At 50.9% G+C, this 23,690-nt stretch carries 40 protein-coding genes; all 40 read right to left on the reverse strand.

Going from position 1 to position 23,690, the window contains the following annotated elements:
* Nucleotides 1-63: 63 nt before the first annotated feature.
* The 40 genes from FYJ78_RS01650 to FYJ78_RS01845 all read right to left on the reverse strand — a co-directional run bounded on the left by FYJ78_RS01650 (nucleotide 64) and on the right by FYJ78_RS01845 (nucleotide 23,614).
* Nucleotides 64-663 carry a recombinase family protein gene (locus FYJ78_RS01650; protein ID WP_154619670.1) on the reverse strand — a complete coding sequence of 200 codons (600 nt, stop codon included), beginning with the start codon at nucleotides 661-663 and terminating at the stop codon, nucleotides 64-66.
* Nucleotides 664-743: 80 nt separating this feature from the next.
* A complete protein-coding gene (gene truA, locus FYJ78_RS01655) occupies nucleotides 744-1,547 on the reverse strand; it encodes a tRNA pseudouridine(38-40) synthase TruA (RefSeq protein WP_154619671.1) in 804 nt (267 codons plus the stop codon).
* Between the two features lie 12 nt (nucleotides 1,548-1,559).
* The gene (locus FYJ78_RS01660) at nucleotides 1,560-2,360 is read right to left on the reverse strand and encodes an energy-coupling factor transporter transmembrane component T family protein (protein WP_154619672.1); all 801 of its coding nucleotides are present in this window, start codon (nucleotides 2,358-2,360) and stop codon (nucleotides 1,560-1,562) included.
* Nucleotides 2,350-3,219, reverse strand: a complete 870-nt coding sequence (locus FYJ78_RS01665) for an energy-coupling factor transporter ATPase (RefSeq protein ID WP_154619673.1) — start codon at nucleotides 3,217-3,219, stop codon at nucleotides 2,350-2,352. Before FYJ78_RS01665 ends, FYJ78_RS01660 begins: the two co-directional genes overlap by 11 nt.
* Nucleotides 3,204-4,052 (reverse strand): energy-coupling factor transporter ATPase, encoded by an 849-nt coding sequence (locus FYJ78_RS01670; protein WP_154619674.1) that lies wholly within the window; start codon nucleotides 4,050-4,052, stop codon nucleotides 3,204-3,206. The genes FYJ78_RS01665 and FYJ78_RS01670 overlap by 16 nt, the downstream gene beginning before the upstream one ends.
* A gap of 331 nt (nucleotides 4,053-4,383) precedes the next feature.
* Nucleotides 4,384-4,722 carry a 50S ribosomal protein L17 gene (gene rplQ, locus FYJ78_RS01675; protein ID WP_154619675.1) on the reverse strand — a complete coding sequence of 113 codons (339 nt, stop codon included), beginning with the start codon at nucleotides 4,720-4,722 and terminating at the stop codon, nucleotides 4,384-4,386.
* 14 nt (nucleotides 4,723-4,736) lie between these two features.
* Nucleotides 4,737-5,696, reverse strand: coding sequence for a DNA-directed RNA polymerase subunit alpha (locus FYJ78_RS01680; RefSeq protein WP_154619676.1), 960 nt, complete (start codon nucleotides 5,694-5,696; stop codon nucleotides 4,737-4,739).
* Nucleotides 5,697-5,754: 58 nt separating this feature from the next.
* Nucleotides 5,755-6,348 (reverse strand): 30S ribosomal protein S4, encoded by a 594-nt coding sequence (rpsD, locus tag FYJ78_RS01685; RefSeq protein ID WP_154619677.1) that lies wholly within the window; start codon nucleotides 6,346-6,348, stop codon nucleotides 5,755-5,757.
* A gap of 19 nt (nucleotides 6,349-6,367) precedes the next feature.
* Nucleotides 6,368-6,760 carry a 30S ribosomal protein S11 gene (gene rpsK, locus FYJ78_RS01690; RefSeq protein ID WP_005842142.1) on the reverse strand — a complete coding sequence of 131 codons (393 nt, stop codon included), beginning with the start codon at nucleotides 6,758-6,760 and terminating at the stop codon, nucleotides 6,368-6,370.
* Between the two features lie 17 nt (nucleotides 6,761-6,777).
* Nucleotides 6,778-7,149: a 30S ribosomal protein S13 gene (gene rpsM / locus FYJ78_RS01695; protein ID WP_154619678.1), complete on the reverse strand. Its 372-nt coding sequence runs from the start codon at nucleotides 7,147-7,149 to the stop codon at nucleotides 6,778-6,780.
* A 26-nt stretch (nucleotides 7,150-7,175) separates the two neighbouring features.
* On the reverse strand, nucleotides 7,176-7,289 hold the full coding sequence (gene rpmJ / locus FYJ78_RS01700) for a 50S ribosomal protein L36 (RefSeq protein WP_005842139.1): 114 nt from the start codon (nucleotides 7,287-7,289) through the stop codon (nucleotides 7,176-7,178).
* Between the two features lie 127 nt (nucleotides 7,290-7,416).
* A complete protein-coding gene (gene infA, locus FYJ78_RS01705) occupies nucleotides 7,417-7,635 on the reverse strand; it encodes a translation initiation factor IF-1 (RefSeq protein ID WP_009645081.1) in 219 nt (72 codons plus the stop codon).
* 189 nt (nucleotides 7,636-7,824) lie between these two features.
* Entirely contained in the window at nucleotides 7,825-8,469 is a 645-nt protein-coding gene (locus FYJ78_RS01710; RefSeq protein WP_154619679.1) for an adenylate kinase, read from the reverse strand.
* Nucleotides 8,470-8,481: 12 nt separating this feature from the next.
* Nucleotides 8,482-9,738, reverse strand: coding sequence for a preprotein translocase subunit SecY (secY, locus tag FYJ78_RS01715; RefSeq protein WP_328597604.1), 1,257 nt, complete (start codon nucleotides 9,736-9,738; stop codon nucleotides 8,482-8,484).
* Between the two features lies 1 nt (nucleotide 9,739).
* Complete coding sequence (gene rplO, locus FYJ78_RS01720; RefSeq protein WP_154619680.1) at nucleotides 9,740-10,180, reverse strand: 50S ribosomal protein L15; 441 nt, start codon at nucleotides 10,178-10,180, stop codon at nucleotides 9,740-9,742.
* Nucleotides 10,181-10,203: 23 nt separating this feature from the next.
* On the reverse strand, nucleotides 10,204-10,389 hold the full coding sequence (rpmD, locus tag FYJ78_RS01725) for a 50S ribosomal protein L30 (RefSeq protein ID WP_154619681.1): 186 nt from the start codon (nucleotides 10,387-10,389) through the stop codon (nucleotides 10,204-10,206).
* Between the two features lie 14 nt (nucleotides 10,390-10,403).
* The gene (gene rpsE, locus FYJ78_RS01730) at nucleotides 10,404-10,910 is read right to left on the reverse strand and encodes a 30S ribosomal protein S5 (RefSeq protein ID WP_154619682.1); all 507 of its coding nucleotides are present in this window, start codon (nucleotides 10,908-10,910) and stop codon (nucleotides 10,404-10,406) included.
* Nucleotides 10,911-10,936: 26 nt separating this feature from the next.
* Nucleotides 10,937-11,296 carry a 50S ribosomal protein L18 gene (gene rplR, locus FYJ78_RS01735; protein ID WP_328597605.1) on the reverse strand — a complete coding sequence of 120 codons (360 nt, stop codon included), beginning with the start codon at nucleotides 11,294-11,296 and terminating at the stop codon, nucleotides 10,937-10,939.
* 30 nt (nucleotides 11,297-11,326) lie between these two features.
* Nucleotides 11,327-11,878, reverse strand: coding sequence for a 50S ribosomal protein L6 (gene rplF / locus FYJ78_RS01740; protein ID WP_154619683.1), 552 nt, complete (start codon nucleotides 11,876-11,878; stop codon nucleotides 11,327-11,329).
* A 24-nt stretch (nucleotides 11,879-11,902) separates the two neighbouring features.
* Nucleotides 11,903-12,301 (reverse strand): 30S ribosomal protein S8, encoded by a 399-nt coding sequence (gene rpsH, locus FYJ78_RS01745; protein ID WP_154619684.1) that lies wholly within the window; start codon nucleotides 12,299-12,301, stop codon nucleotides 11,903-11,905.
* 33 nt (nucleotides 12,302-12,334) lie between these two features.
* A complete protein-coding gene (locus tag FYJ78_RS01750) occupies nucleotides 12,335-12,520 on the reverse strand; it encodes a type Z 30S ribosomal protein S14 (RefSeq protein WP_033169654.1) in 186 nt (61 codons plus the stop codon).
* 14 nt (nucleotides 12,521-12,534) lie between these two features.
* Nucleotides 12,535-13,074, reverse strand: coding sequence for a 50S ribosomal protein L5 (gene rplE / locus FYJ78_RS01755; RefSeq protein WP_328597606.1), 540 nt, complete (start codon nucleotides 13,072-13,074; stop codon nucleotides 12,535-12,537).
* 20 nt (nucleotides 13,075-13,094) lie between these two features.
* Nucleotides 13,095-13,412 carry a 50S ribosomal protein L24 gene (gene rplX, locus FYJ78_RS01760; protein WP_195847832.1) on the reverse strand — a complete coding sequence of 106 codons (318 nt, stop codon included), beginning with the start codon at nucleotides 13,410-13,412 and terminating at the stop codon, nucleotides 13,095-13,097.
* 33 nt (nucleotides 13,413-13,445) lie between these two features.
* Complete coding sequence (gene rplN, locus FYJ78_RS01765) at nucleotides 13,446-13,814, reverse strand: 50S ribosomal protein L14 (RefSeq protein WP_154619686.1); 369 nt, start codon at nucleotides 13,812-13,814, stop codon at nucleotides 13,446-13,448.
* 30 nt (nucleotides 13,815-13,844) lie between these two features.
* Nucleotides 13,845-14,102: a 30S ribosomal protein S17 gene (rpsQ, locus tag FYJ78_RS01770; protein WP_154619687.1), complete on the reverse strand. Its 258-nt coding sequence runs from the start codon at nucleotides 14,100-14,102 to the stop codon at nucleotides 13,845-13,847.
* Between the two features lie 35 nt (nucleotides 14,103-14,137).
* Nucleotides 14,138-14,332 (reverse strand): 50S ribosomal protein L29, encoded by a 195-nt coding sequence (gene rpmC, locus FYJ78_RS01775; protein ID WP_154619688.1) that lies wholly within the window; start codon nucleotides 14,330-14,332, stop codon nucleotides 14,138-14,140.
* Nucleotides 14,322-14,762 carry a 50S ribosomal protein L16 gene (gene rplP, locus FYJ78_RS01780; RefSeq protein WP_154619689.1) on the reverse strand — a complete coding sequence of 147 codons (441 nt, stop codon included), beginning with the start codon at nucleotides 14,760-14,762 and terminating at the stop codon, nucleotides 14,322-14,324. Before rplP ends, rpmC begins: the two co-directional genes overlap by 11 nt.
* Entirely contained in the window at nucleotides 14,762-15,430 is a 669-nt protein-coding gene (gene rpsC / locus FYJ78_RS01785) for a 30S ribosomal protein S3 (protein WP_154619690.1), read from the reverse strand. Before rpsC ends, rplP begins: the two co-directional genes overlap by 1 nt.
* Nucleotides 15,431-15,446: 16 nt before the next feature.
* Complete coding sequence (gene rplV / locus FYJ78_RS01790) at nucleotides 15,447-15,782, reverse strand: 50S ribosomal protein L22 (RefSeq protein WP_328597607.1); 336 nt, start codon at nucleotides 15,780-15,782, stop codon at nucleotides 15,447-15,449.
* A gap of 21 nt (nucleotides 15,783-15,803) precedes the next feature.
* On the reverse strand, nucleotides 15,804-16,085 hold the full coding sequence (gene rpsS / locus FYJ78_RS01795) for a 30S ribosomal protein S19 (RefSeq protein ID WP_154619691.1): 282 nt from the start codon (nucleotides 16,083-16,085) through the stop codon (nucleotides 15,804-15,806).
* A 52-nt stretch (nucleotides 16,086-16,137) separates the two neighbouring features.
* On the reverse strand, nucleotides 16,138-16,965 hold the full coding sequence (gene rplB, locus FYJ78_RS01800) for a 50S ribosomal protein L2 (protein WP_328597608.1): 828 nt from the start codon (nucleotides 16,963-16,965) through the stop codon (nucleotides 16,138-16,140).
* A 23-nt stretch (nucleotides 16,966-16,988) separates the two neighbouring features.
* The gene (gene rplW / locus FYJ78_RS01805; protein WP_154619692.1) at nucleotides 16,989-17,270 is read right to left on the reverse strand and encodes a 50S ribosomal protein L23; all 282 of its coding nucleotides are present in this window, start codon (nucleotides 17,268-17,270) and stop codon (nucleotides 16,989-16,991) included.
* Nucleotides 17,270-17,893 carry a 50S ribosomal protein L4 gene (rplD, locus tag FYJ78_RS01810; protein ID WP_154619693.1) on the reverse strand — a complete coding sequence of 208 codons (624 nt, stop codon included), beginning with the start codon at nucleotides 17,891-17,893 and terminating at the stop codon, nucleotides 17,270-17,272. The genes rplW and rplD overlap by 1 nt, the downstream gene beginning before the upstream one ends.
* A 23-nt stretch (nucleotides 17,894-17,916) precedes the next feature.
* Complete coding sequence (gene rplC / locus FYJ78_RS01815; RefSeq protein ID WP_154619694.1) at nucleotides 17,917-18,561, reverse strand: 50S ribosomal protein L3; 645 nt, start codon at nucleotides 18,559-18,561, stop codon at nucleotides 17,917-17,919.
* A gap of 18 nt (nucleotides 18,562-18,579) precedes the next feature.
* On the reverse strand, nucleotides 18,580-18,891 hold the full coding sequence (gene rpsJ / locus FYJ78_RS01820; RefSeq protein ID WP_014423834.1) for a 30S ribosomal protein S10: 312 nt from the start codon (nucleotides 18,889-18,891) through the stop codon (nucleotides 18,580-18,582).
* Nucleotides 18,892-19,067: 176 nt separating this feature from the next.
* Entirely contained in the window at nucleotides 19,068-20,261 is a 1,194-nt protein-coding gene (gene tuf / locus FYJ78_RS01825; protein WP_154619695.1) for an elongation factor Tu, read from the reverse strand.
* A 17-nt stretch (nucleotides 20,262-20,278) separates the two neighbouring features.
* The gene (fusA, locus tag FYJ78_RS01830; RefSeq protein WP_328597609.1) at nucleotides 20,279-22,357 is read right to left on the reverse strand and encodes an elongation factor G; all 2,079 of its coding nucleotides are present in this window, start codon (nucleotides 22,355-22,357) and stop codon (nucleotides 20,279-20,281) included.
* Between the two features lie 35 nt (nucleotides 22,358-22,392).
* A complete protein-coding gene (gene rpsG, locus FYJ78_RS01835) occupies nucleotides 22,393-22,863 on the reverse strand; it encodes a 30S ribosomal protein S7 (protein ID WP_005842089.1) in 471 nt (156 codons plus the stop codon).
* Between the two features lie 41 nt (nucleotides 22,864-22,904).
* Nucleotides 22,905-23,282 carry a 30S ribosomal protein S12 gene (rpsL, locus tag FYJ78_RS01840; RefSeq protein ID WP_154619696.1) on the reverse strand — a complete coding sequence of 126 codons (378 nt, stop codon included), beginning with the start codon at nucleotides 23,280-23,282 and terminating at the stop codon, nucleotides 22,905-22,907.
* 86 nt (nucleotides 23,283-23,368) lie between these two features.
* Nucleotides 23,369-23,614 (reverse strand): ribosomal L7Ae/L30e/S12e/Gadd45 family protein, encoded by a 246-nt coding sequence (locus FYJ78_RS01845; RefSeq protein ID WP_154619697.1) that lies wholly within the window; start codon nucleotides 23,612-23,614, stop codon nucleotides 23,369-23,371.
* Nucleotides 23,615-23,690 lie beyond the last annotated feature (76 nt).

The raw sequence follows: 23,690 nt of genomic DNA on the forward strand, positions 1-23,690 counted from the left end.
CTCGTTCCTGATATTCTGCAAGAAAAAAGCCGCGCCGCCCGCCAGTGTACTGAGCAAAAAACGTCATGTCCCGGCCATGCGCGCCCGACAGCGCGCGTAGAAAGTGGATGGCGGCATACCGCAGATTCGTGCCGCCGTCCGGATGGTCGTTTCCCCGCGTCTCCACTTCTCGTATTGGACGTCAAACTCCGGTGGCAGCGGTTTGGATGGACGCCCAAACTGAACGCCGCGCTTTCTTGCCGCCGCAATACCCTCGGCCTGTCTTTGGCGAATCGCACTACGCTCATTTTCCGCAACGAAGGACAGCACCTGCAGTACAATATCGCTCAGGAAGGTTCCCATGAGATCCTTGCCGCGTCTCGTATCTAAAAGCGGCATATCCAGGACAACAATATCCGCCCGTTTTTTCTTCGTGATATACCGCCACTGCTCAATGATTTCCGTATAATTGCGTCCCAGACGGTCAATCGACTGGATGTAAAGCACCGTATTTTCATGCAGCTTGCGCAGCATCTGCCGATAATGCGGCCGGTTGAAATTCTTTCCCGACAGTTTATCCAGATAGATATTTTCTTCCGGGATCTGCATTTCACGCATGGCAGCCAACTGACGATCTGTATGTTGCTCGCGCGTGCTCACGCGCACATATCCATAAATTTGCATGACAAAAAATCCCTCCTACCTATATACATGGAGAAGGGACAAAAAAAAGCAACAAAAATTTCACCGATTTCGTATAAATTTCAGGGAAACGAAAATAAATCCCGGCCCGCATAATGGACTTCATAAAGATAAAGCCCGCGGGCAGGAGCTGTAGCACTGGCATTCTGGCGGTCACGACTCGCAAGAATCTGCTGAAACTCTTCCAGACTAAGCCGCCCAAGCCCGACATCTGCAATCGTACCGATGAGATTGCGAACCATATGATAAAGAAAACCATTGCCATGAAGCCGAAATTCCAGCAGATGGTCTGGCCGCTCTTGAAGAACCGCTTCATACATCGTACGTACGGGGCTCATAGGCGCACCGCCGGATGCACGAAACGCACTGAAATCATGCGTCCCCCGGATACAATCCAGTGCCTGTCGCATACGGAAAAGATCGAGCGGTCTTCGCTCATGCCATACATAGCGCGCACGAAGGGGATCCGGCGTTTCCCCCTGCTGCATGCGGTAAAGATAGACCTTGGAGGTAGCACTGTGCCGCGCAGAAAAGTCCGCATCTGTTTCAGCGGCCGCTTTGACGACAATATCGGACGGCAACAGACTGTTGACAGCCCGGACAATACGGCTGACCGGAATGGTTCCATTTGTGAAGAAATTAACGACCTGCCCATAGGCATGTACACCGGCATCCGTCCGGCCAGCGGCAGCCAGCTCAATGGAATCCCCGAACACCAGCTGTAATTTTTCTTCCAGGATATTCTGCACCGCTGTGACCGGCGGAGTCTGCCGCTGAAATCCATGATAGGCGGTGCCATCATAAGCAACCGACAAAACAATATTGCGTGCGCGGGCTTTCATTTCTGCGATATGTTCCGGTTTCATATCCTTCTCCTTTCATCCCGCCCATGAAATCATACACAGAGCGGCGGTCATCAGCAAAAACAGGAATACGGCCAGATAATCCACACTGCCGATCTGCAATACCTTCATCCTCGTGCGTCCGATACCGCCGCGATATCCTCTTGCCTCCATCGCCATAGCAAGCTCATCGGCCCGGCGGAACGCCGACAGAAAAAGCGGCACCAAAACGGGAACCATATTGCGTAAACGCGACAACACGCTGCCCGTAGAAAAATCTGCGCCGCGTGATTCCTGCGCTTTCATGATTTTATCGGTTTCTTCAATCAGAGTCGGAATAAACCGCAGCGCTATCGTCATCATCATCGCCAGCTCATGAGCAGGCAAACCGAACCGCTTCAAGGGATTCAATAAACTTTCCAAAGCATCGGTCAGGCGGAGCGGGCTGGTCGTAAAAGTGAGCAGAGAACTCATCAATATCAGAAGGATCAATCGCAGACTGATAAAGACACCCTGATTGACGCCCTCCCACGTCATCGTAAACATCCCAATCGTCCACAGCGGCGTTCCGGGATGACTGAACAGATGGATGATAAAGGTAAACAGGATGATCCACCAAAGCGGTTTCAGCGACCGCAGAACCATCCGAAACGGCACACCGGATATCCAAATCAACAAACCGGCTGTCGCGCCAAGGATCATGTAGGAACGGGCATTGCTAAACACAAACACCTCGGCCAGATAAACGAGCAGCAGAACCAGCTTGACGCGCGGATCGAGCCGGTGCAAAATACTGTTGCCCGGAAAATACTGCCCAATCGCGATATTATTGAGCATGTTTCAACCCCTCCCGAATTCTCGCCAAACATTCTTCTATGTTCTTGGCCCTTGTCTGAACGGGTACCCCTGCCGCCTGCAGTTTCCGAAGCAGGCGCTGGATGTGCGGCGGCCGCAGCCCTGCTGCCTGCAGGAGATCATCCCGGCTGAACACGGTATCCGGATCATCCTGTATCACACATTCTCCATGATTCATCAGAATAACCGAATCAGCCAGCCGCGCAACATCTTCCATACTATGTGAAATAAACACGATCGTCAGCTTCCAGTCCCGATGCAGTTTCTGAATCATGCGGATCAGATCTTCCCGCCCACAGGGATCCAGTCCCGCAGTCGGCTCATCCAACACCAGATAGCGGGGATGCAGAGCAAGGACGCCGGCAATCGCTGCGCGGCGTTTCTGTCCGCCGCTGAGCTGAAAAGGGGAACGATTTCGAAACGACGCATAGTCCAACCCCACAAGATTCATCGCTTCTTCCACGCGCCCCTGAACCAGCCCGGGATCCAGCCCCTGATTCTTCGGCCCAAACGCCACATCCTTTTCAACTGTCTCTTCGAAAAGCTGCTGTTCCGGATACTGAAAAACCATTCCGACACGCCGCCGGGCCGCCTTCGCCGCGGCGCGGGCCTCTTTATCCGATCCCTTCAAATCGATACCATCGACAAGCACCTGCCCCGAGGAAGGCTGCAGCAAGCCGTTCAAATGCTGCACCAATGTCGATTTACCAGAACCAGTATGACCGGCAATCGCCGTAAAACTCCCATCCTGAATGGACACAGAAACCTGCCGCAGCGCATATCGCTCATAAGGCGTCCCCGGCATATAGCAATAAGTTACCTCTTTCAACTCAATGGACATCCGTATGCCTCCAATGCCTGAACAAGTTCTTCATCCGTCATGATCTGCCCGGGCAGTTTCATGCCTTCCCGGCGGAGCCGCCAGGCAAGTTCCGCAGCCAAAGGAACATCCAACCCTCCGGCCTTCATCGCTTCCACCTCGCAAAAAATCTCCCGCGGCGTTCCTTCTGCCTGAATCCGCCCCTGATCCATGACAACAATCCGATCCGCTGCCACTGCCTCTTCCATAAAATGCGTGATATAAACAATCGTAATTCCCTGCTCATCATGGAGGCGTCGGACCGTATTCAAAACTTCCTCACGCCCCTGAGGGTCCAGCATAGCCGTCGGCTCATCCAAGACCAGGCATCGGGTACGCATAGCCAAAGCGCCGGCAATCGCAATACGCTGCTTCTGCCCGCCAGACAAAAGATGCGGAGCAAAGCTTTTATACTTTTCCATACCGACCGCTTTCAAAGCCTCATCCACTCTGCTGCGAATCTCCTGCGGGGCAATCCCCAAGTTCTCCGGCCCAAAGGCCACATCATCTTCTACCACTGCGGCGATAAGCTGGTTATCCGGATTTTGAAAAACCATTCCTACCTGCCGCCGTATCGCCCAAAGATCATCCATATCCTGCGTATCCCGGCCATCGACCAGACAAACACCAGATGTCGGCAGCAGCAATCCATTGATATGTTTCGCCAGAGTAGACTTGCCCGAACCATTTCTGCCTAAAATTACCGTAAAGGAACCCTGTTCAATCGAAAGGTTTACTCCACAGATTGCCATATACTCATTTTCCTGTCCCTGATTATAACAATGGGTTAAATCATGGAATTCTATGAATGACATGCTCTTCTCCTCTTTTCTATCCGTCACGCCATTCATTATACCGTGATTTCATTGTTAATTCAAATCTTTGTTTTAGTTAACAATAAAAATGGATACGGTATAATATTTTTCGCAAAAGTGAACGTGAGGCTGTTGCACGTAATTTGACGTTGCAGCAGTCCCTTTTCGTAAAATAAAATAATCCCGAGGCTTGAATACCTCGGGATTAGATGTAAAATTTAGATATACACCAGCGAAATGCACAAAAAGATTATCCCTGAAAAAATATCGTACGCTTTACCAAAAAAAGTCGCCAACCCTTACAAATAAAGGGCTGACGGCCTTTTTGCAATTATACGAGCTCGATGATCACCATCGGAGCTGCATCGCCGCGGCGAACGCCGAGCTTCAGGATGCGCGTATAGCCACCCTGACGGTCAGCATACTTTCCTGCGATTTCATCAAACAGCTTTCTCACTACATCTTCATCAGCAAGGGCAGCAATAGCCTGACGACGAGCGCTCAGATCCCCACGCTTTGCCAGCGTGATTAACTGATCCGCAAATTTGCGGAGCTCTTTCGCCTTTGCTTCCGTCGTTTCAATGCGCCCATATTTGAAGAAGGAAGTAAGAATACTGGTGAACAGCGCCTTACGGGCTGCGGAGTTACGTCCCAATTTTCTGTAGCTCATTTATTTCCCTCTTTTCAATCGTTATTTTCTCTCAGAGCCAAACCGAGTTCCTCGAGCTTCTTTTTGACCTCTTCCAAAGACTTGCGGCCAAGGTTGCGTACCTTCATCATGTCTTCTTCCGTCTTGTCAGCAAGGTCAGCGACCGTGTTGATATTAGCGCGTTTCAGACAGTTGAAAGAACGTACCGAAAGATCCAGATCCTCAATGGTCATATCCAGAACCTTTGAAGAATCGTCTTCTTCCTCTTCGGGGAAGGATGCTTCTTCTTCCTCGATTTCCTCCGGCAGACCGTCCATATTCTGGAACAGCTTGAGATGCATGACCAGAATACCGGCAGCCTTGCTGACTGCTTCTTCCGGACGAAGAGACCCATCGGTCCAGACTTCGAGAATCAGCCGGTCATAGTCGGTAACGTTTCCTACACGCGTATCCTGTACCGTGTAATTGACGCGCTGTACCGGCGAGAAGATCGAATCAATCGGAATGACACCGATCGTATCGTCCGGCTTCTTGTTCTTATCTGCCGGAACATAGCCGCGGCCGCGTTCTACGGTCATCTCAATCTTTAATTTCCCCGTTTCATCCACCGTGGCAATATGGAGGTCAGGATTGAGGATCTCTATCTCGGCATCACAAATGATGTCAGCAGCCGTGACCTCTTTTTCTCCCTCCACATCGATGCGGATGATCTTCGGTTCGCTGCCCGCCATCTTGAGGCAAAGCTGCTTCAGGTTCAGAACGATATTGGTCACATCGTCCCGGACCCCCGGAATGGTGGAGAACTCATGCAGGACGCCATCAATCCGGATGGAGGTAATTGCAGCACCTTCCAGCGAAGACAGCAGCATCCGGCGCAAGCTATTGCCGAATGTCGTGCCATAGCCACGCTCAAGCGGCTCGCAGATGAATTTACCATAACGGTTATCTTCGCTGATTTCCGCAATTTCAATTTTCGGTTTCTCGATGTCTATCATCTGAAATGAACCTCCTCAATAATTCATCGAACACTATGCGCACAAGCACAAAGATTCATTATTTGGAGTACAACTCGACGATAGCCTGTTCATTGACAGGAACATCGATCTCATCGCGATTCGGGAAACGGGTCACCGTACCCGTAAGGTTGCTCTGATCAGCCTGCAGCCATGCGGGAGCCGAAAGAGCATTGTTGCTCTCTTTAAGTTCCTTGAAGAAGGCATTGCTCTGGCTCTTCTCGGCAACAGCAATCACATCGTTCGCGGAAACAAGGGCAGACGGAATGTCTACACGCTTGCCATTGACCGTAAAATGGCCATGACGAACGAGCTGGCGAGCCTGACGGCGCGTATTGGCAAGGCCAAGACGGAACACGACGTTGTCAAGGCGGCGCTCAAGGAGGCCCAGCAGGTTTTCACCAGTTACTCCCTGCATTTTCTTTGCTTTATCATAGTATCCACGGAACTGCTTCTCCAGCACACCATAGATAAACTTTGCTTTCTGTTTTTCTTTCAGCTGCGTACCATACTCAGAAACCTTGCGGTTCGTACGGCGCGGCTGGCGCTTCGATTCTTTGGAACGGCCGATAACAGCCGGCTCGATGCCAAGAGCGCGGCATCTTTTAATGGCTGGTACTCTATCAATTGCCATCTGGTTACTGCACCTCCTATTAAACTCTTCTACGCTTCGGCGGACGGCATCCGTTGTGCGGGATCGGAGTAACATCCTTGATCATGTTCACTTCGAGGCCGGTTGCCTGCAGGGAACGGATTGCTGCTTCACGGCCGGCACCCGGTCCTTTTACATAGACCTCAACCTGCTTGAGCCCATGCTCCATTGCTGCTTTTGCCGCCGTTTCAGCAGCCATCTGCGCGGCAAACGGCGTGCTCTTACGGGAGCCGCGGAAACCAAGACCGCCTGCGCTTGCCCAGGAAAGTGCATTACCGCTCTTATCAGTGAGCGTAACAATCGTATTATTGAACGTGGAGCTGATATGCGCCACGCCATATTCAATGTTCTTACGAACTTTTTTCTTCGTGCGAACTGCTTTCTTAACTGCCACCAGTTAACCCTCCTTTATCAGTCTTTCTTCTTGCCTGCTACGGCCTTTTTCGGGCCTTTACGGGTACGGGCGTTATTCTTAGTATTCTGTCCACGGACAGGAAGGCCAAGACGGTGGCGACGACCACGGTAGCAGCCGATATCAACGAGTCTCTTGATGTTCATCTGACGCTCACGGCGAAGGTCACCTTCGACGATAACGTTCTTATCGATGGCATCACGAAGTTTTACAACTTCATCCTCCGTGAGGTCACGCGTACGGGTATCCGGATTGATGCCAGTCTCTTTCAGGAGATCCTGAGACGTCTTCAGACCGATACCAAAAATGTACGTCAATGCAATTTCAATTCTCTTGTCACGGGGTAAATCTACACCGGCAATACGTGCCATTAATAAAGCACCTCCTTATTCATTCATTAACCTTGTCTCTGTTTATGTTTCGGATTTTCGCAGATGACCATAACACGGCCTTTGCGTTTAATGATCTTGCATTTCTCACAAATCCGTTTTACTGACGGTTTTACCTTCATATTCGTTCTGCCTCCTTTTCTTTATTGTCAGTCTCATTTTGCTAGTATATCATGTTTATCGCATCCTGCCTAGAGGAAAACGGAAAAAACATGAAAAAAACAGGAAACCCGCAAAAGCGGAGATGACTTATTTGAATCGGTAGGTTATACGGCCACGCGTTAAGTCATACGGCGTGAGTTCGATTGTGACTTTGTCACCGGGAAGGATACGAATGAAATTCATACGAATCTTACCGGATACATGCGCCAGTACAACATGACCATTCTCAAGTTCAACCTGGAACATTGCATTGGGCAGTGCTTCCAGTACTTTTCCTTCTACTTCGATAACATCTTGCTTTGACATGTTTTTTCTCCTTCAACTGAAATTGGTTGGGCCAAAGTCATCTAAGGAGCTTCTGCATTTTCTTATCAATGCCATGCCCAACAACAGGTTGTCAATCTTTATTCAGATACAATCATTGTAATGGGCGGCATCATAGCCGCCCCCTACAATCATTTCTATCGTTCAGTGAGTCTCACCAACGCCCTCAACTCAGTGCTTCAAAGCCTCAACAAGATCCTTTGTCACTTTGTCAATAGCCTGTCTGCCGTCCACTTCCGTATAAACGCCCGCTTTCTGATAATAATCGATCAGCGGTTTCGTGGAATCTTCATATACGGAGAGGCGATTCTTCATCGTCTCTTCCGTATCGTCCGCACGCTGGAAAAGCTCGCCGCCGCACTCATCGCAGATTCCCTCTTTTTTCGGAGGATTGAATCTGACATGATAGGTAGCTCCGCATTTCTTGCAAATGCGGCGTCCTACGGCACGTTCGATGAGATCGGCCGACGGAACATTGATGTTCAGCACGCGGGTCAGGGTCAGCCCCAAGTCTTTCAGAATACCATCGAGTGCATGCGCCTGATCGACGGTACGCGGGAAACCATCGAGGATAAACCCTTTCCGGCAGTCATCCTGAGCCAAACGGTCACGGACAATGCCGACCGTCACCGAGTCGGGAACCAGATTGCCTGCATCAATGTAGGACTTGGCTTTCTTCCCCATCTCCGTTCCTTCTTTCATGGCGGCACGGAACATGTCGCCGGTGGAGATATGCGGAATGTCAAAAGCTTTGACCAGTTCAGCCGCCTGCGTGCCTTTTCCGGCACCCGGGGGGCCCATTAACAAGATATGCATCTTTGCCTCCTCTTATTTCATGAACCCTTCATAATGACGCATTACAATCATGGATTCGATCTGCTTCATCGTCTGGAGCGCGACACCGACAACAATCAGCAATGCCGTGCCGCCAAAGTAAACGCCCTCAATGTGCGTTGCCGCAGCAATCATATTGGGCAGAACGGCAATAAAAGCAAGGAAAATGGAACCCGCAAGAGTGATACGAGTCATGACGTGATCCAGGTAATCCGCCGTTGGCTGTCCCGGGCGGATTCCCGGGATGAAACCACCGTATTTTTTCAGATTCTCTGCCATATCCGATATCTTTACAGTAACCGCAGTATAAAAATAAGTGAAGAAAATAATCATCCCGACGTATAAGGTGGTCTGAAGCGGTTTTCCCCACTCAAGATAACTGGCAACCGTCTTTACCCAGGGAATATCAACAAACTGGGCAATGGTTACTGGAAACATCAGCACGGATGACGCAAAGATTATAGGAATAACTCCCGCCTGATTCACTTTCAGCGGAATGTGACTGGAATGACCGCCGTAGGCTTTCTGACCGACCACGCGTTTCGCATAGGAAATCGGGATCCGCCGGAAGCCGTTCTCAACATGAACGACAAAGACAACCATTGCCAGAGCAATGACGCCGAACATGAACACACTGAAATAGCTGATCGTACCAGCCTGAACATAATGATAAATTGTACCGATATTTTTAGGCAGCGCCGCGACGATGCCGGCGAAGATAATAAGCGAAATGCCATTGCCAACGCCCTGCGCCGTGATCTGCTCGCCAAGCCACATCAGGAACACCGTACCAGCCGTCAATGTGATTGCAATAATCAAAATGTTGACCGGATTCGGGTTCAAAATTGCGGCTTTCAGGCCGATGGCCATGCCAATCGCCTGAAAAAAAGCCAATACAACAGTGAGATAACGTGTCACCTGGGTGGTTTTTTTATGTCCTTCTTCGCCTTCTTTTGACCATTGCTCCAATGTGGGAATAACAACATTCAAGAGCTGAATGATGATCGCCGCATTAATATACGGAGTAATGGACATCGCAAAAATGGAGAACTTACTGAATGCACCACCAGAAAAGAGATCCAACAAACCGAAGAGATTGCCGTTCGCAAACAATTGCTCGATTGCGGTCGGGTCAACCCCAGGGACGGGAATATGCGTCCCCATCCGGAATACGGCAAACATGATCAACGTAAATGTGATCTTTTGCCGGAGCTCCGGAATCTTCCAAACGTTGCCAAGGGCTGAGAGCACCTCAGATCACCTCAACTTTGCCGCCTGCTGCCGTAATCTTTTCTTCTGCGGATTTTGTGAAGCCGTTGGCACGAACCGTCAGCTTTTTGGTGAGCTCGCCATTGCCGAGGATGCGGATTCCATCCTGAACATTCTTGAGAATGCCGGATTCCACGAGGACCACCGGATCCACCGTAGTTCCATCCTCAAACCGGTTCAAAGATTCTACATTTACCTCAGCAAAGGTCTTGGCCCAAATATTCTTGAAGCCACGCTTCGGAAGTCTGCGGTAAATCGGCATCTGGCCGCCTTCAAAACCAGTGCGGACGCCACCGCCGCTGCGGGAATTCTGGCCTTTCATGCCACGACCTGCCGTTTTGCCATTACCGGATCCAATGCCGCGTCCGACACGATTGCGGACTTTGCGGGAACCAGCGGCGGGCTGCAATTCATGTAATTTCATCTGATACACCTCCTGTTCTGCTATTAATCTGCGATTTCTTCTACCGAGATCAGATGCTCCACTTTATGAAGCTGGCCACGGATTGCGGGATTGTCCGGGAGTTCAACGACCGAATTGATCTTGCGAAGACCCAGAGCACGTACCGTCTTGCGCTGCGTTTCCGGACGGCCGATCAGGCTTCTTTTCAGTGTAACTTTGACTTTTGCCATTTCACAGCCTCCTATTAACCCAAGATTTCCTGAACCGTCTTGCCGCGAAGTTCAGCAACTGCTTCTGCACGCTTCAAGGCTTTTAAGCCTTCCATCGTTGCACGAACCATGTTGTTCGGATTGGACGAGCCAAGAGACTTCGTCAGAATATCCTTAATGCCAGCCAGTTCAAGCACAGCACGAGCCGGGCCGCCAGCAATCACACCGGTACCTTTTGCAGCCGGTTTCAGCATAACGCGTCCTGCGCCGAAAATGCCGATCATCTCATGGGGGATCGTACGATCATCCAGCAGAGCAACCGTCACGAGGTTTTTCTTCGCATCCTCAACCCCCTTGCGGATTGCTTCGGGAACCTCAGCGGCTTTGCCGAGGCCAACGCCAACCTTGCCTTTTTTATTTCCTACAACGACAAGCGCGCTGAACGAGAAGCGGCGGCCGCCTTTAACGACTTTTGCAACTCGATTGATATATACAACTTTCTCCTCGAACTCAGGAGTTTCGTTGTCCATATTTCTAGCCATTCATTTACCTCCTTCAGATCATTGATTTAGAATTTGAGACCAGCTTCACGGGCCGCTTCTGCCAGAGCAGCGACACGGCCATGATAGACATAACCGCCGCGGTCAAAAACTACTTCGCTGATGCCTTTTTCCAAAGCGCGTTTAGCAACTTCAGCACCAACGGCTTTTGCTGCTTCAATGTTTCCGCCGTAATTCTCAAATCCTTTGTCCTGAGAGCTGGCGGAGACGAGAGTCACGCCGTTCTCATCATCGATAACCTGAGCGTAAATGTTCGCGAGGCTGCGATATACATTGAGGCGCGGACGTGCTGCCGTACCTGCGATATGGTTGCGGACACGCAGATGACGTTTCTGGCGTGCCTTGTTCTTATCTGCTTTAAGAAACACAGAGATTCACTCCTTTCTCGAATCCGTTCCTTATTTCTTCCCTTTAGCGCCGGCTTTACCTTCTTTGCGGCGAATATGCTCACCAGCATATTTGATGCCCTTGCCTTTGTACGGCTCCGGCTCACGGAAGCTGCGGATCTCTGCTGCGATCTGACCGACGACTTCCTTATCGATGCCCTTGACCGTGATGGCATTAGCAGACGGTACATCGAACTCGATGCCCTGCGGCGGCTCGACGATAACCGGATGGGAGAAACCAAGGGACAGGTTGAGGTTTTTGCCCTTCTTCTGGGCACGATAACCGACACCGTTGATTTCGAGCTCTTTGGAATAACCCTCCGTTACTCCAACAACCATGTTGTGGATGAGAGAACGGGACAGACCATGAAGCGATCTGTGAGTCTTATCATCGGAAGGACGCTCCACTTTAAGGATGTTTCCTTCGATGGTTACTTTCATTTCCGGATGAATATGGCGGGAAAGCTCACCTTTCGGGCCCTTTACTTTGACCAGATTGTCCTCACCGAGCGTAACCGTTACGCCAGCCGGGATTTCAATCGGTGCATTACCAATTCTTGACATCTGTACACCTCCTGACTACTTCAATTACCAAACGTATGCCACGACTTCGCCGCCGAGACCAGCTTTACGGGCCTGCTTATCGCTCATGATTCCCTTAGACGTGGAAATGATAGCGATGCCGAGGCCGCCGAGAACACGCGGAAGCTCATCATGTTTTGCATACTGACGAAGGCCAGGCTTCGAGATGCGCTTGATACCGGAAATAACTTTTTCACGATTCGGACCATACTTGAGGGAAACATTGATGATTCCCTGTTTTCCATCCTCAGTGAACGTATAATCGCTGATAAAGCCTTCTTCCTTCAAGACCGCTGCAATTGCGCTCTTGACTTTGGAACCGGGAATTTCAACGCTCTCATGGTATACATTGTTTGCATTGCGCAAACGAGTCAGCATATCTGCAATAGGATCAGTCATTGCCATTGAATCGATATCCTCCTTTTATCAAAAAATACATCACCAGCTGGCTTTGGTTACGCCAGGGATAGCACCTTTATAGCTCTGCTCACGGAAGCAGATACGGCACATGTCAAACTTACGCATATAACCATGCGGACGGCCGCAGATCTTGCAGCGGTTATAAGCGCGCGTGGAGAACTTTGGTTCTTTGCTCCACTTCTCTACCATTGACTTCTTAGCCAAGATTCCTTACCTCCTTATGCACTGAACGGCATGCCCATGAGTTTCAGGAGCTCTCTGGCTTCTTCATCTGTTTTTGCCGTCGTAACGATAACAATATTCATGCCACGAATCTTATCAATCTTGTCATATTCAATCTCAGGGAAGATCAACTGCTCCTTGAGACCGATGGCATAGTTGCCACGACCATCAAAGGCCTTGCCGCTGACACCACGAAAATCGCGGACACGCGGAAGAGCAACGTTCATGAATTTGTCAAGGAACTGATACATGCGTGTGCCGCGCAGCGTAACTTTGCATCCGATCGGCATGCCTTCGCGAAGTTTCCATGCCGCCAGAGACTTTTTCGCGCGAGTCAGCAGCGGCTTTTGGCCGGAGATAATCGTCAGATCGCTGACTGCAGAATCCAGTGCTTTCGGATTGCCGACCGCTTCACCAACGCCCATGTTGATAATGATCTTATCGATTTTCGGAAGCTGCATCACGTTCTTATAGCCAAACTTCTCTGTCATGGCCTTGCAGACCTCATTCTGGTATTTTTCCTGTAATCTATCCACTTATGTTCCTCCTTTCCTGCTTATTTCGTCTGATCGATGACTTCGCCGCACTTCTTGCAAGCACGGACCATTTTGCCATTGACTTCCTTGTGAGCTACGCGGGTCGGCTTCGAGCAAGCCGGGCAAACCAGCATGACCTTGCAGGCGTGCATCGGCGCCTCTTTGACGAGGATTCCGCCCTGCGGTGCCTTCTGATTCGGCTTCGTGTGGCGTTTCACCTTGTTGACACCTTCCACGATAACCTTGCCTTTCTTCGGCATAGCCGTAACGACTTTGCCCTGTTTGCCTTTATCTTTACCGGATAACACAACGACCGTGTCACCTTTTTTTACGTTCATCTTAACGAATGCCAAAATCGCACCTCCTCACAATTAAAGTACTTCTGGAGCCAGCGATACGATCTTCATGAAATTCTTATCGCGAAGCTCTCTGGCAACCGGTCCGAAAATACGAGTCCCTCTCGGGGTCTTATCGTCTTTGATAATAACTGCCGCGTTCTCATCAAAGCGAATATACGAGCCATCTGCACGGCGCAGGCCCTTAACGCTGCGAACGACAACGGCTTTGACGACATCGCCTTTTTTAACTGTGCCGCCCGGAGCAGCCGACTTGACTGCTGCCACGATGATATCACCAATGTTGGCGTACTTGCGGTAAGAACCGCCCATGACGCGGATGCACATAATTTCCTTTGCGCCAGTGTTATCCCCAACATTCAGGATGGTTTGCTGTTGGATCATTGTTTGACCTCCTTCTTTGATTTTTTGGGATTATTTCGCTCTCTCGACGACTTCGACAACTCTCCAGCGCTTCGTCTTGGACAGCGGGCGCGTCTCCATCAGGGAAACTTTATCACCGACATGTGCATCATTTTTTTCATCATGCGCATGGAACTTAACGGTTCTTTTTACCGGTTTCTTGTACAGTTTGTGCTGCTCCAGTTCTTCAACGGCAACGACAACTGTTTTATCCATTTTATCGGAAATGACTTTACCGATTTTTACTTTACGTACGTTTCTTTCGCTCATCAGGGAGCCTCCTTCCTTTTGCATATCAGTTGCGATCAGGCTTTAAGCTCTGCCTCGCGCTGGATCGTCTTAATGCGAGCGATCGTCTTCTTCACTTCTTTGATACGCATCGGGTTCTCAAGCTGGCCGGTAGCAAGCTGGAAACGGAGGTTGAACAGTTCCTCTTTGAGCGAAGCAAGTTTCTGGTTAAGCTCGTCAGCGCTCATCTCACGAATTTCATTAACCTTCATTTACTTCACCGCCCTCTGCTTTAGTCTCTTTTTCTACAAACTTCGTCTTAATCGGCAGCTTATGGCCTGCAAGACGCATAGCTTCCATGGCAATCTCTTTGCTCACGCCGTCCATCTCAAAGAGGACACGGCCCGGTTTTACCACGGCTACCCAGTACTCCGGCGAACCTTTACCGGAACCCATGCGGGTTTCAGCCGGCTTTGCCGTAACCGGCTTATCCGGGAAAATCTTGATCCATACCTGACCGCCACGTTTAATGTAACGCGTCATAGCGATACGCGCTGCCTCGATCTGACGGTTCGTAATCCATGCCGGCTCAAGGGCAACTAGACCATACTGACCATGGCTGACCGTATTGCCGCGATGAGCTTTGCCCTTCATGCGGCCGCGGAACTGTTTCCGATATTTTACTCTCTTTGGTAATAACATTAAGCTTCGCTCCCTTCAGCTACAGCCTCACGCTGCTTTCTTTCCGGAAGAACTTCACCCTTGAAGATCCATACCTTTACGCCGATGTCGCCGTAAGTCGTATGAGCCGTTGCCGTGCCATAGTCGATGTCAGCACGCAGCGTATGAAGGGGAATGCTGCCTTCGCGATAAGACTCCTTGCGGGCAATTTCGGCACCGCCGAGACGGCCGCCCAGAGCAACCTTGATACCCTTTGCGCCAAGACGCATCGTACGGCCAACTGCCTGCTTCATAGCACGGCGGAAAGCGATGCGGCGTTCGAGCTGCTGAGCGATGTTCTCAGCAACGAGCGTAGCGTCCATATCCGGCTGTTTAATCTCCGCAATATTGATGTCGACACGCTTTTCCGTATATTTTTTCAGACCCTCTTTGATCTGCTCAATGCCCGAACCGCCACGGCCGATAACCATACCCGGTTTTGCCGTATGGATGGTGAGTTTCAGACGGTTCTTGCTGCGCTCCGTCTCGATTCTGGACACACCGGCTGCCTGAAGGCTCTGCTTCAGATAGTCGCGGATTTTGATATCTTCATGCAGGTTTGCTGCAAATTCTTTATCTGCATACCACTTAGCATCCCAAGTCTTGACAATGCCAAGACGAATACCATGCGGATTAACTTTCTGACCCAATCCGTTTCCCTCCTTCTCAGTTCTTCTCGTCTACGACGACAGTGACATGGGACGTGCGTTTCAAGATTTTGAACGCCTGTCCACGGGAACGCGGATGGATGCGCTTGAGCGTCGGGCCCTGATCGGCAAACGCCGTCTTGACAAACAGCTTATCCACATCCATATCAAAATTGTTCTCAGCGTTTGCAACAGCAGAACGCAGAACCTTTTCAACAACTTCAGAGCCGGCTTTCGGCGTGAATTTCAGGATCGCAAATGCTTCTGCAACGTTCTTGCCACGGATAAGATCCAGGACTACACGAACTTTGCGCGGAGTAATGCGAACGAACTTAGCTACTGCTTTAGATTCCACAGGAATTCTCCTTTCGCAAAATTATTTCAGTGCAGTCTTTCTCTCTTCGCCGCCATGACCCTTGAACGTACGAGTCGGAGCGAATTCGCCGAGCTTATGGCCAACCATATCTTCCGTGATGTATACCGGAACATGCTTGCGACCATCATGTACGGCAATCGTATGACCGACGAAATCAGGGAAAATCGTGGAGCTTCTCGACCAGGTCTTTACAACTTTTTTATCGTTAGCTTCGTTGAGCGCCGTGATCTTCTTCATCAGGCTTTCTGCAACGTAAGGTCCTTTTTTAATAGATCTTGACAAAGTGTCTCCTCCTTTCGTCAGGCAGCATCAAGCAGCCTGTCGATTTCTATTGTTATTTCGTGCGTCCTTTGACGATGAGACGATCCGAAGCCTTTTTGCGGCGGGTCTTGGCGCCCATCGCGCATTTGCCCCATTTCGTGACAGGGTTCTTGCGGCCAACAGGGGAACGGCCCTCGCCGCCGCCGTGCGGATGGTCGTTCGGGTTCATCGCGGTACCGCGGTTCTCCGGACGAATGCCGAGCCAGCGGTTGCGGCCTGCTTTACCGATCGTGATGTTTTCATGTTCCAGATTGCCGACTTCACCGATCGTCGCGCGGCAATTCACATGAACCTTGCGAAGCTCGCCGGACGGCATGCGGAGCAGGGCGTAATCGCCTTCCTTTGCCATGAGCTGTGCCGAAACGCCGGCGCTGCGGACAAGCTGGGCTCCTTTGCCGATCTTGAGTTCAACGTTATGAATGGTCGTACCAACAGGAATGTTCTTCAGCGGAAGCGCATTGCCAACCTTGATGTCCGCTTCCGGACCAGAAACGACCTGATCGCCGACGTTCAGTCCGTTCGGTGCAAGAATATAACGCTTCTCACCATCAACATAGTTGAGGAGCGCAATGCGGGCGCTGCGGTTCGGATCGTATTCAATCGTAGCGACACGAGCCGGAATCCCGTCCTTGTTGCGTTTGAAATCGATAATGCGATAAAGGCGCTTATGTCCGCCGCCCTGATGGCGAACGGTCAGACGGCCCTGCTGATTGCGGCCGCCTTTTTTGGTCAGGCGTTCCGTCAGGGATTTCTCAGGCTTGCTTGCCGTAATTTCATCGAACGAAGCGACGGTCATGAAACGGCGGCCTGCAGAATATGGTTTAAAACTCTTTACTGCCACTTAAATTTACCTCCTTTTCTTTATTATGCCTCGAAGAACTCAATGCTTTCGCCAGCAGCGAGCTTTACAATGGCTTTTTTATAATCAGGGCGCTTTCCAGACGTGCGGCCCATGCGTTTTGTTTTGCCAAGTACGTTAACCGTATTGACCTTTTCAACCTTCACCTTGAACACTTCGGCAACAGCTTTAGCAATCTCGATCTTGTTTGCCGCTTTCGCTACAACGAAGACGTACTTGCCCTCAGCCATAAGCTGAGTCGTTCTCTCAGTGATCAGCGGGCGGATCAGGATATCACGTGCTTCCATTATGCGAATACCTCCTCGATGCGGGTGATGGCATCCTTCGTGATGAAGAGCTTGTCATGATTCAGAATATCGAACACATTCAGCCCCATCGTGTTGATGGCTTTCACACCCGGAATGTTGCGTGCGGACTTCTCTACATTTTCAGCCTCGTCAGCGGTAATGAAGAGAGCCTTGGAGTCTACGCTGAAATCGCCCAGCATTTTAACGACCTGTTTCGTCTTCGGCGCGTCAAAATTAAGAGTGTCAAGCACAACGAAATCGCCGCTCTTGACCTTATCCGACAGCGCGCACTTAATCGCAAGACGGCGCTGCTTGCGCGGCATGCTGAAGGCATACTTGCGCGGATGCGGTCCAAAGACCGTGCCGCCGCCGACCCACAGCGGGCTGCGCGTCGAACCGGAGCGGGCACGGCCCGTTCCCTTCTGCTTCCAAGGCTTGCGGCCGCCGCCACGAACGAAGCTTCTCGTCTTCGTTGCATGCGTACCCAGACGCTGTGCTGCAAGCTGCATAACAACGGCCTGATGAAGAAGACCTGCGTTCATCTCTACGCCGAAGATGCTGTCATTCAATTCGATATCGCCAACCTGCTTGTTGGTGATGTCATAAACTGCTACTTTAGCCATAATTTAGGTATTCCTCCTTCCAATCAGTTTTTGCCCGGTTTCACGGTGTTTTTGATCACAACGAAGCTCTTTTTCGGGCCCGGGATAGCGCCCTTGATGAGAATGAGATTGCGGTCAGCATCGACACGGACAACCGTGAGGCGCTGGACTGTAACACGCTCTCCACCCATACGGCCCGGCAGTTTTTTGCCTTTGAGCACACGTCCGCCAGGTCCGCTGATCATTGCACCAGTGGAGCCGGGCTCGCGATGGGATTTGGAACCATGTCCCATAGGACCACAAGCAAAGTTGTGACGCTTGATACCGCCGGCAAAACCTTTACCTTTAGAGGTACCTGTAACATCGACTAACTCTCCAGCACTAAATATGTCAACGCCGATGGTATCACCGACTTTATATTCAGAAGGATCCTGAAGACGCATTTCGCGAATGAACTTCACCGGTTTAACACCAGCTTTTTCGAAATGGCCCTTCATTGGTTTGTTTACTTTAAATTCTTTTACTTCACCGAAGCCAAGCTGAACGGCGTTGTAGCCATCGCTTTCCACCGTCTTGTTCTGAATTACCACATTGTTGCCGGATTCGACAACCGTAACAGGAACAACTTTGCCTTCTTCCGTGAAGATCTGAGTCATGCCCAGTTTTCTACCCAAAATTGCTTTAGACATTCATTCCACCTCCTCGGATCATAATTTGATTTCGATGTCTACACCAGCCGGAAGGTCAAGGCGCATCAGCGCATCTACCGTCTTATTCGTCGGCTGCAGGATGTCGATAAGACGCTTGTGAGTTCTCATCTCGAACTGCTCGCGGGAATCCTTATTGACATGCGGGGAACGCAAAATCGTGTAGATATTCTTCTCCGTCGGGAGTGGAATCGGACCCGATACCATTGCACCGGTCTTTTTTGCAGTATCCACAATCTTTACTGCGCTCTGATCGAGGGCTTTATGATCATAAGCCTTCAACCGGATTCTGATTTTTTGATTCTTAGACAATTGCTTTTCCTCCTTATCGTCCGGACTCTTGGTCCAAACATTTCTCCGTAACAGTTCCCTCGGACAATACCGAGCCATCTGCCACGTCATCGCATTGGGGGGTACACCTCATATAAAACCTTTAAATAAGAGCGACGCGAGCGCCGCTCTTACCTATGGTTTCATTGACTTGAAAATCAGCCTTCGATTTCCGTTACGCGGCCGGCACCAACCGTATGACCGCCTTCACGGATAGCGAAACGCAGACCCTTCTCGATAGCGATCGGGGTAATGAGCTCAACATCCATCTCGACGTTATCGCCAGGCATAACCATTTCCGTGCCTTCCGGCAGCTTGACTACACCAGTAACGTCCGTCGTGCGGAAGTAGAACTGCGGGCGATAGTTCGTGAAGAACGGAGTATGACGGCCGCCTTCTTCCTTCGTCAGGACATAAACCTGAGCCTTAAACGTCGTGTGCGGATGAATCGTGCCCGGCTTAGCCAGAACCTGACCACGCTCGATTTCCTTACGGTCGATGCCGCGCAGCAGCGCACCGATGTTATCACCGGCAACGGCGGAATCCAGCATCTTGCGGAACATCTCGATGCCCGTAACAACCGTCTGTTTCGGCTCATCCTGAAGGCCAACGATCTCAACCGTATCGTTCATCTTCAGCTCGCCACGCTCAACACGGCCCGTAGCAACCGTACCACGGCCAGTGATCGTGAAGACATCCTCGACCGGCATCAGGAACGGCTTATCCGTATCACGGGTCGGCGTCGGGATGTACTCGTCAACAGCGTCCATGAGCTCCAGAATCTTCTTCTTCATCTCTTCGTCACCCTCAAGGGCTTTCAGAGCGGAGCCTGCAATAACCGGAATATCATCGCCCGGGAAATCGTAGCTGGAGAGCAGCTCGCGAACTTCCATCTCGACGAGCTCGAGGAGCTCTTCATCGTCAACCTGGTCAACTTTGTTCAGGAAGACAACGATTGCCGGAACACCGACCTGGCGAGCGAGCAGGATGTGCTCACGCGTCTGCGGCATCGGGCCGTCAGCAGCGGAAACAACCAGAATCGCACCATCCATCTGAGCAGCACCAGTGATCATGTTCTTGACGTAGTCAGCATGGCCCGGGCAGTCAACGTGTGCGTAATGGCGCTTCGTCGTCTCATACTCGACGTGTGCCGTGTTGATCGTGATACCGCGCTCACGCTCTTCCGGAGCCTTATCGATATCCGCATAATCCTCGAACGCAGCTTTGCAGCCTTCCGTCTCGGACAGAACTTTCGTGATAGCAGCCGTCAGCGTCGTCTTGCCATGGTCAACGTGACCGATGGTACCGATGTTAACATGCGGTTTAGTTCTTTCAAACTTTTCTTTAGCCATTTGTGTTTTTTCCTCCCTTATTCGCCTTTGTTTTTAGCAATAACTTTTTCGGCTATATTCTTAGGAACTTCATCATAGTAAGCAACTTCCATGCTGTAGTTCCCTCGGCCCTGAGTCTTGGAACGGAGATCCGTGGAGTAACCGAACATTTCGGAAAGCGGAACAAATCCGTTGATAACCTGTGCACCATTGCGCGCTTCCATGCCGTCAATACGACCGCGGCGGGAATTCAAATCGCCAATGACATCACCCATATACTCTTCCGGCACAGTAACTTCCACTTTGACATACGGCTCCAAAAGAACCGGATCCGCCTTCTCCGCACCACTCTTGAATGCCATCGAACCGGCAACCTTGAATGCCGCCTCGGAGGAGTCGACTTCGTGGAAGGAACCGTCATAGACAATCGCCTTGATATCCACCATCGGATAACCAGCGACGACGCCTGCTTCCATAGCCTGCTTGACGCCGGCTTCGATCGGGTTGATGAATTCCTTCGGAATCGCACCGCCAACGACCTTATTTTCAAAGCTGAAGCCTTCGCCCGGCTCCTGCGGAATGAGTTCCAGCCAGCAATGACCGTACTGGCCATGACCGCCGGACTGACGAACGAACTTGCCTTCGGATTTGACCGACTTGCGAATCGTCTCACGATAAGCAACCTGCGGCTCGCCGACCTTGCAGTCCACATGGAACTCACGAAGCATACGGTCAACGATAATCTGCAGATGAAGCTCACCCATACCGGAAATAATCGTCTGTCCGGTTTCCTGATCCGTGCGGACACGGAAGGTCGGGTCCTCTTCTGCGAGTTTCTGGAGCGCTACGCCCATCTTCTCCTGATCGTTCTTCGTAGCCGGTTCAACGGCAACGGAGATAACCGGATCCGGGAACTCCATGGACTCAAGAATAATCGGGTGCTCTTCGTCGCAAAGCGTATCGCCTGTCGTCGTATCCTTAAGTCCGACAGCAGCTGCGATGTCTCCGCTGTATACCTTTTCAATCTCCTTACGATTATTGGCATGCATCTGGAGAATACGGCCGATACGCTCTTTTTTGCCCTTCGTCGAGTTATAGACATAAGAGCCGGCATCAAGCACGCCGGAATAAACGCGGAAGAATGCGAGTTTACCGACATACGGATCCGTCATGATCTTAAACGCCAAAGCAGAGAACGGCTCATCGTCGCTTGCCGGACGATGATCTTCCTCACCGGTTTCCGGGTTGACTCCCGCGATCGGCGGAATATCCGTCGGGGCAGGCATGTAGTCAACAATCGCGTCGAGCAGGGGCTGAACGCCCTTGTTGCGATAAGACGTACCGCAGGTTACCGGAACGAGCTTGCACTCAACGGTTCCTTTGCGGATAACCTTCTTGATATCCGCCTCGCTGATTTCCTCGCCGCCAAGGTATTTCTCCATGAAATCATCATCGAGCTCGGACAGCGCTTCAAGAAGCTTCTCACGGTATTCTTCGGCCTGATCCTTCAAATCATCGGGGATCGCGACTTCATCCTCAACTTTGCCAAGATCATCTTCGTAAACGATGGCTTCCATCTTGACCAGATCGATGATGCCTTTGAACTCATCCTCAGCACCGATCGGCAGCTGAATAGGAACCGCATTGGCCTGAAGGCGTTCATGCATCATTTTGACAACATTGAAGAAGTTTGCGCCGGTAATATCCATCTTGTTGACATAAGCCATGCGCGGAACATTATATTTCTCAGCCTGACGCCAAACCGTCTCCGTCTGAGGCTCAACGCCGCCGCGGGCAGTAAGGACTGTCACAGCGCCATCAAGAACACGGAGGGAACGCTCAACTTCTACCGTAAAATCCACGTGGCCCGGCGTATCAATAATATTGATACGATGATCCAGCCAATGGCAGGTCGTTGCAGCGGACGTGATCGTGATACCACGCTCCTGCTCCTGAACCATCCAGTCCATGGTAGCTGCGCCGTCATGGACCTCGCCAATCTTGTGATTGACGCCCGTATAGAAGAGGATACGCTCAGTAGTAGTCGTCTTACCGGCATCAATGTGAGCCATGATACCGATATTGCGAGTTTTTTCAAGGGAATACTCTCTTGCCACTTTTAATATCGCTCCTTAATAGATATGAAAAAGGATTACCAACGATAGTGAGCGAAAGCCTTGTTGGCCTCTGCCATCTTGTGCGTATCTTCCTTCTTCTTGATTGCTGCGCCCGTATTGTTGGCAGCGTCCATGAGTTCACCGGAAAGGCGCTCATCCATGGTCTTTTCGCCGCGAAGGCGCGCATAATTGACAATCCAGCGAATGCCGAGCGTCATGCGACGGTCCGGACGAACCTCAACCGGGACCTGATAGTTAGCACCACCGACGCGGCGGGCACGTACCTCGAGAACCGGCATAACATTCTTAAGAGCCGTCTCAAAAACCTCCAGCGGATCCTTGCCCGTTTTGGCACGGATCGTCTCAAACGCATCATAAACGACGCGCTCGGCAACACTCTTTTTGCCCGAGAGCATTACCTTATTGATGAATTTCGTAACCGTTTTGGAGTGGTACACCGGATCCGGCAGTACGTCACGCTTCGGTACGGAACCTTTTCTTGGCATTGTTTTACCTCCTTATCATAGTCTTCGCTTACGAAGCTGTGTTATTTTTTCTTTGCTTTCTTCGCACCGTACTTCGAACGGCCCTGACCGCGATCCTGCACACCGGCAGTATCGAGCGAACCGCGAATGATGTGGTAACGAACACCCGGCAGATCCTTGACACGACCGCCGCGGATAAGAACAACACTGTGCTCCTGAAGATTATGACCAATGCCTGGGATGTATGCGGTAACTTCGATGCTGTTCGTCAGACGAACACGAGCCACCTTGCGCAGAGCCGAGTTCGGCTTTTTCGGCGTAGACGTGTAAACACGAGTGCATACACCGCGTTTCTGCGGGCAATTTTTGAGTGCTGGTGCTTTGGACTTCTCCTGCATGCTCTTTCTGCTCTTACGAACTAACTGATTGATAGTAGGCATACATGCACCTCCTTCCTTCATATTGAGAATTTATTATTTATTAAAACCCCAGAGAAAACCCTGAAGTTTTTAACAAATATACCTGCTTAGATCAGGACTGCCGCTGCTGCCGCGCTTACTTCGATGCCGCATGCTTTTCCCAGCTGCTCCATCGTTTCTGCCCGGCCCGTCGGAACATTTTGTTCCCTGCAAAGCTCCCGGAGCGGTTCTACGATCCGTTCCTCTGCGTCATCCGCAATGAATACCTCGCGGACAGCTCCACGCCTGACAGCCTTGGCGACCTGTTTGATACCAATCACCCGATTGGCATTTTTCAGTGTATCCAGCGTCATTGTTCTCACTCCCCTGTATCACCAAATCATGCGCTAAAATCAGGCACTTCTATATATTATCATTCGCTAAAATGCT

Source organism: Wylensekiella montiformis (assembly GCF_009697385.1).
In the GTDB taxonomy this organism is placed as follows: domain Bacteria; phylum Bacillota; class Negativicutes; order Selenomonadales; family Selenomonadaceae; genus Selenomonas_A; species Selenomonas_A montiformis.

What these genes read in the sequence shown, in the direction of transcription:
- rpsD (WP_154619677.1), bottom strand. Translation starts at nt 6,348, where the DNA reads ATGGCAATTGATAGAGTACCAGCCATTAAAAGATGCCGCGCTCTTGGC.
- FYJ78_RS01710 (WP_154619679.1), bottom strand. Translation starts at nt 8,469, where the DNA reads ATGCATATCTTGTTAATGGGCCCCCCGGGTGCCGGAAAAGGCACGCAG.
- FYJ78_RS01660 (WP_154619672.1), bottom strand. Translation starts at nt 2,360, where the DNA reads ATGCTCAATAATATCGCGATTGGGCAGTATTTTCCGGGCAACAGTATT.
- rpmD (WP_154619681.1), bottom strand. Translation starts at nt 10,389, where the DNA reads ATGGCAAAAGTCAAAGTTACACTGAAAAGAAGCCTGATCGGCCGTCCG.
- rplP (WP_154619689.1), bottom strand. Translation starts at nt 14,762, where the DNA reads ATGTTATTACCAAAGAGAGTAAAATATCGGAAACAGTTCCGCGGCCGC.
- rplO (WP_154619680.1), bottom strand. Translation starts at nt 10,180, where the DNA reads ATGAAATTACATGAATTGCAGCCCGCCGCTGGTTCCCGCAAAGTCCGC.
- rplF (WP_154619683.1), bottom strand. Translation starts at nt 11,878, where the DNA reads ATGTCAAGAATTGGTAATGCACCGATTGAAATCCCGGCTGGCGTAACG.
- rplQ (WP_154619675.1), bottom strand. Translation starts at nt 4,722, where the DNA reads ATGAGCTACAGAAAATTGGGACGTAACTCCGCAGCCCGTAAGGCGCTG.
- rplN (WP_154619686.1), bottom strand. Translation starts at nt 13,814, where the DNA reads ATGATCCAACAGCAAACCATCCTGAATGTTGGGGATAACACTGGCGCA.
- rpmC (WP_154619688.1), bottom strand. Translation starts at nt 14,332, where the DNA reads ATGAAGGTTAATGAAATTCGTGAGATGAGCGCTGACGAGCTTAACCAG.
- FYJ78_RS01680 (WP_154619676.1), bottom strand. Translation starts at nt 5,696, where the DNA reads ATGATAGACATCGAGAAACCGAAAATTGAAATTGCGGAAATCAGCGAA.
- rpsH (WP_154619684.1), bottom strand. Translation starts at nt 12,301, where the DNA reads ATGGCAATGACTGATCCTATTGCAGATATGCTGACTCGTTTGCGCAAT.
- rpsQ (WP_154619687.1), bottom strand. Translation starts at nt 14,102, where the DNA reads ATGAGCGAAAGAAACGTACGTAAAGTAAAAATCGGTAAAGTCATTTCC.
- rpsG (WP_005842089.1), bottom strand. Translation starts at nt 22,863, where the DNA reads ATGCCAAGAAAAGGTTCCGTACCGAAGCGTGACGTACTGCCGGATCCG.
- rpsE (WP_154619682.1), bottom strand. Translation starts at nt 10,910, where the DNA reads ATGGCTAGAAATATGGACAACGAAACTCCTGAGTTCGAGGAGAAAGTT.
- rplW (WP_154619692.1), bottom strand. Translation starts at nt 17,270, where the DNA reads ATGGAAGCACGTGATATCCTGATCCGCCCGCTGATCACTGAGAGAACG.
- rpmJ (WP_005842139.1), bottom strand. Translation starts at nt 7,289, where the DNA reads ATGAAGGTAAAACCGTCAGTAAAACGGATTTGTGAGAAATGCAAGATC.
- FYJ78_RS01845 (WP_154619697.1), bottom strand. Translation starts at nt 23,614, where the DNA reads ATGACGCTGGATACACTGAAAAATGCCAATCGGGTGATTGGTATCAAA.
- FYJ78_RS01665 (WP_154619673.1), bottom strand. Translation starts at nt 3,219, where the DNA reads ATGTCCATTGAGTTGAAAGAGGTAACTTATTGCTATATGCCGGGGACG.
- tuf (WP_154619695.1), bottom strand. Translation starts at nt 20,261, where the DNA reads ATGGCTAAAGAAAAGTTTGAAAGAACTAAACCGCATGTTAACATCGGT.
- rplC (WP_154619694.1), bottom strand. Translation starts at nt 18,561, where the DNA reads ATGTCTAAAGCAATTTTGGGTAGAAAACTGGGCATGACTCAGATCTTC.
- rplX (WP_195847832.1), bottom strand. Translation starts at nt 13,412, where the DNA reads ATGAACGTAAAAAAAGGTGACACGGTCGTTGTGTTATCCGGTAAAGAT.
- rpsM (WP_154619678.1), bottom strand. Translation starts at nt 7,149, where the DNA reads ATGGCACGTATTGCCGGTGTAGATTTACCCCGTGACAAGAGAATTGAA.
- FYJ78_RS01650 (WP_154619670.1), bottom strand. Translation starts at nt 663, where the DNA reads ATGCAAATTTATGGATATGTGCGCGTGAGCACGCGCGAGCAACATACA.
- infA (WP_009645081.1), bottom strand. Translation starts at nt 7,635, where the DNA reads ATGTCAAAGCAAGATGTTATCGAAGTAGAAGGAAAAGTACTGGAAGCA.
- rplD (WP_154619693.1), bottom strand. Translation starts at nt 17,893, where the DNA reads ATGGCTAAAGTAGCAGTTTATGACATCACCAACAAGCAGGTTGGCGAT.
- FYJ78_RS01670 (WP_154619674.1), bottom strand. Translation starts at nt 4,052, where the DNA reads ATGTCATTCATAGAATTCCATGATTTAACCCATTGTTATAATCAGGGA.
- truA (WP_154619671.1), bottom strand. Translation starts at nt 1,547, where the DNA reads ATGAAACCGGAACATATCGCAGAAATGAAAGCCCGCGCACGCAATATT.
- rpsL (WP_154619696.1), bottom strand. Translation starts at nt 23,282, where the DNA reads ATGCCTACTATCAATCAGTTAGTTCGTAAGAGCAGAAAGAGCATGCAG.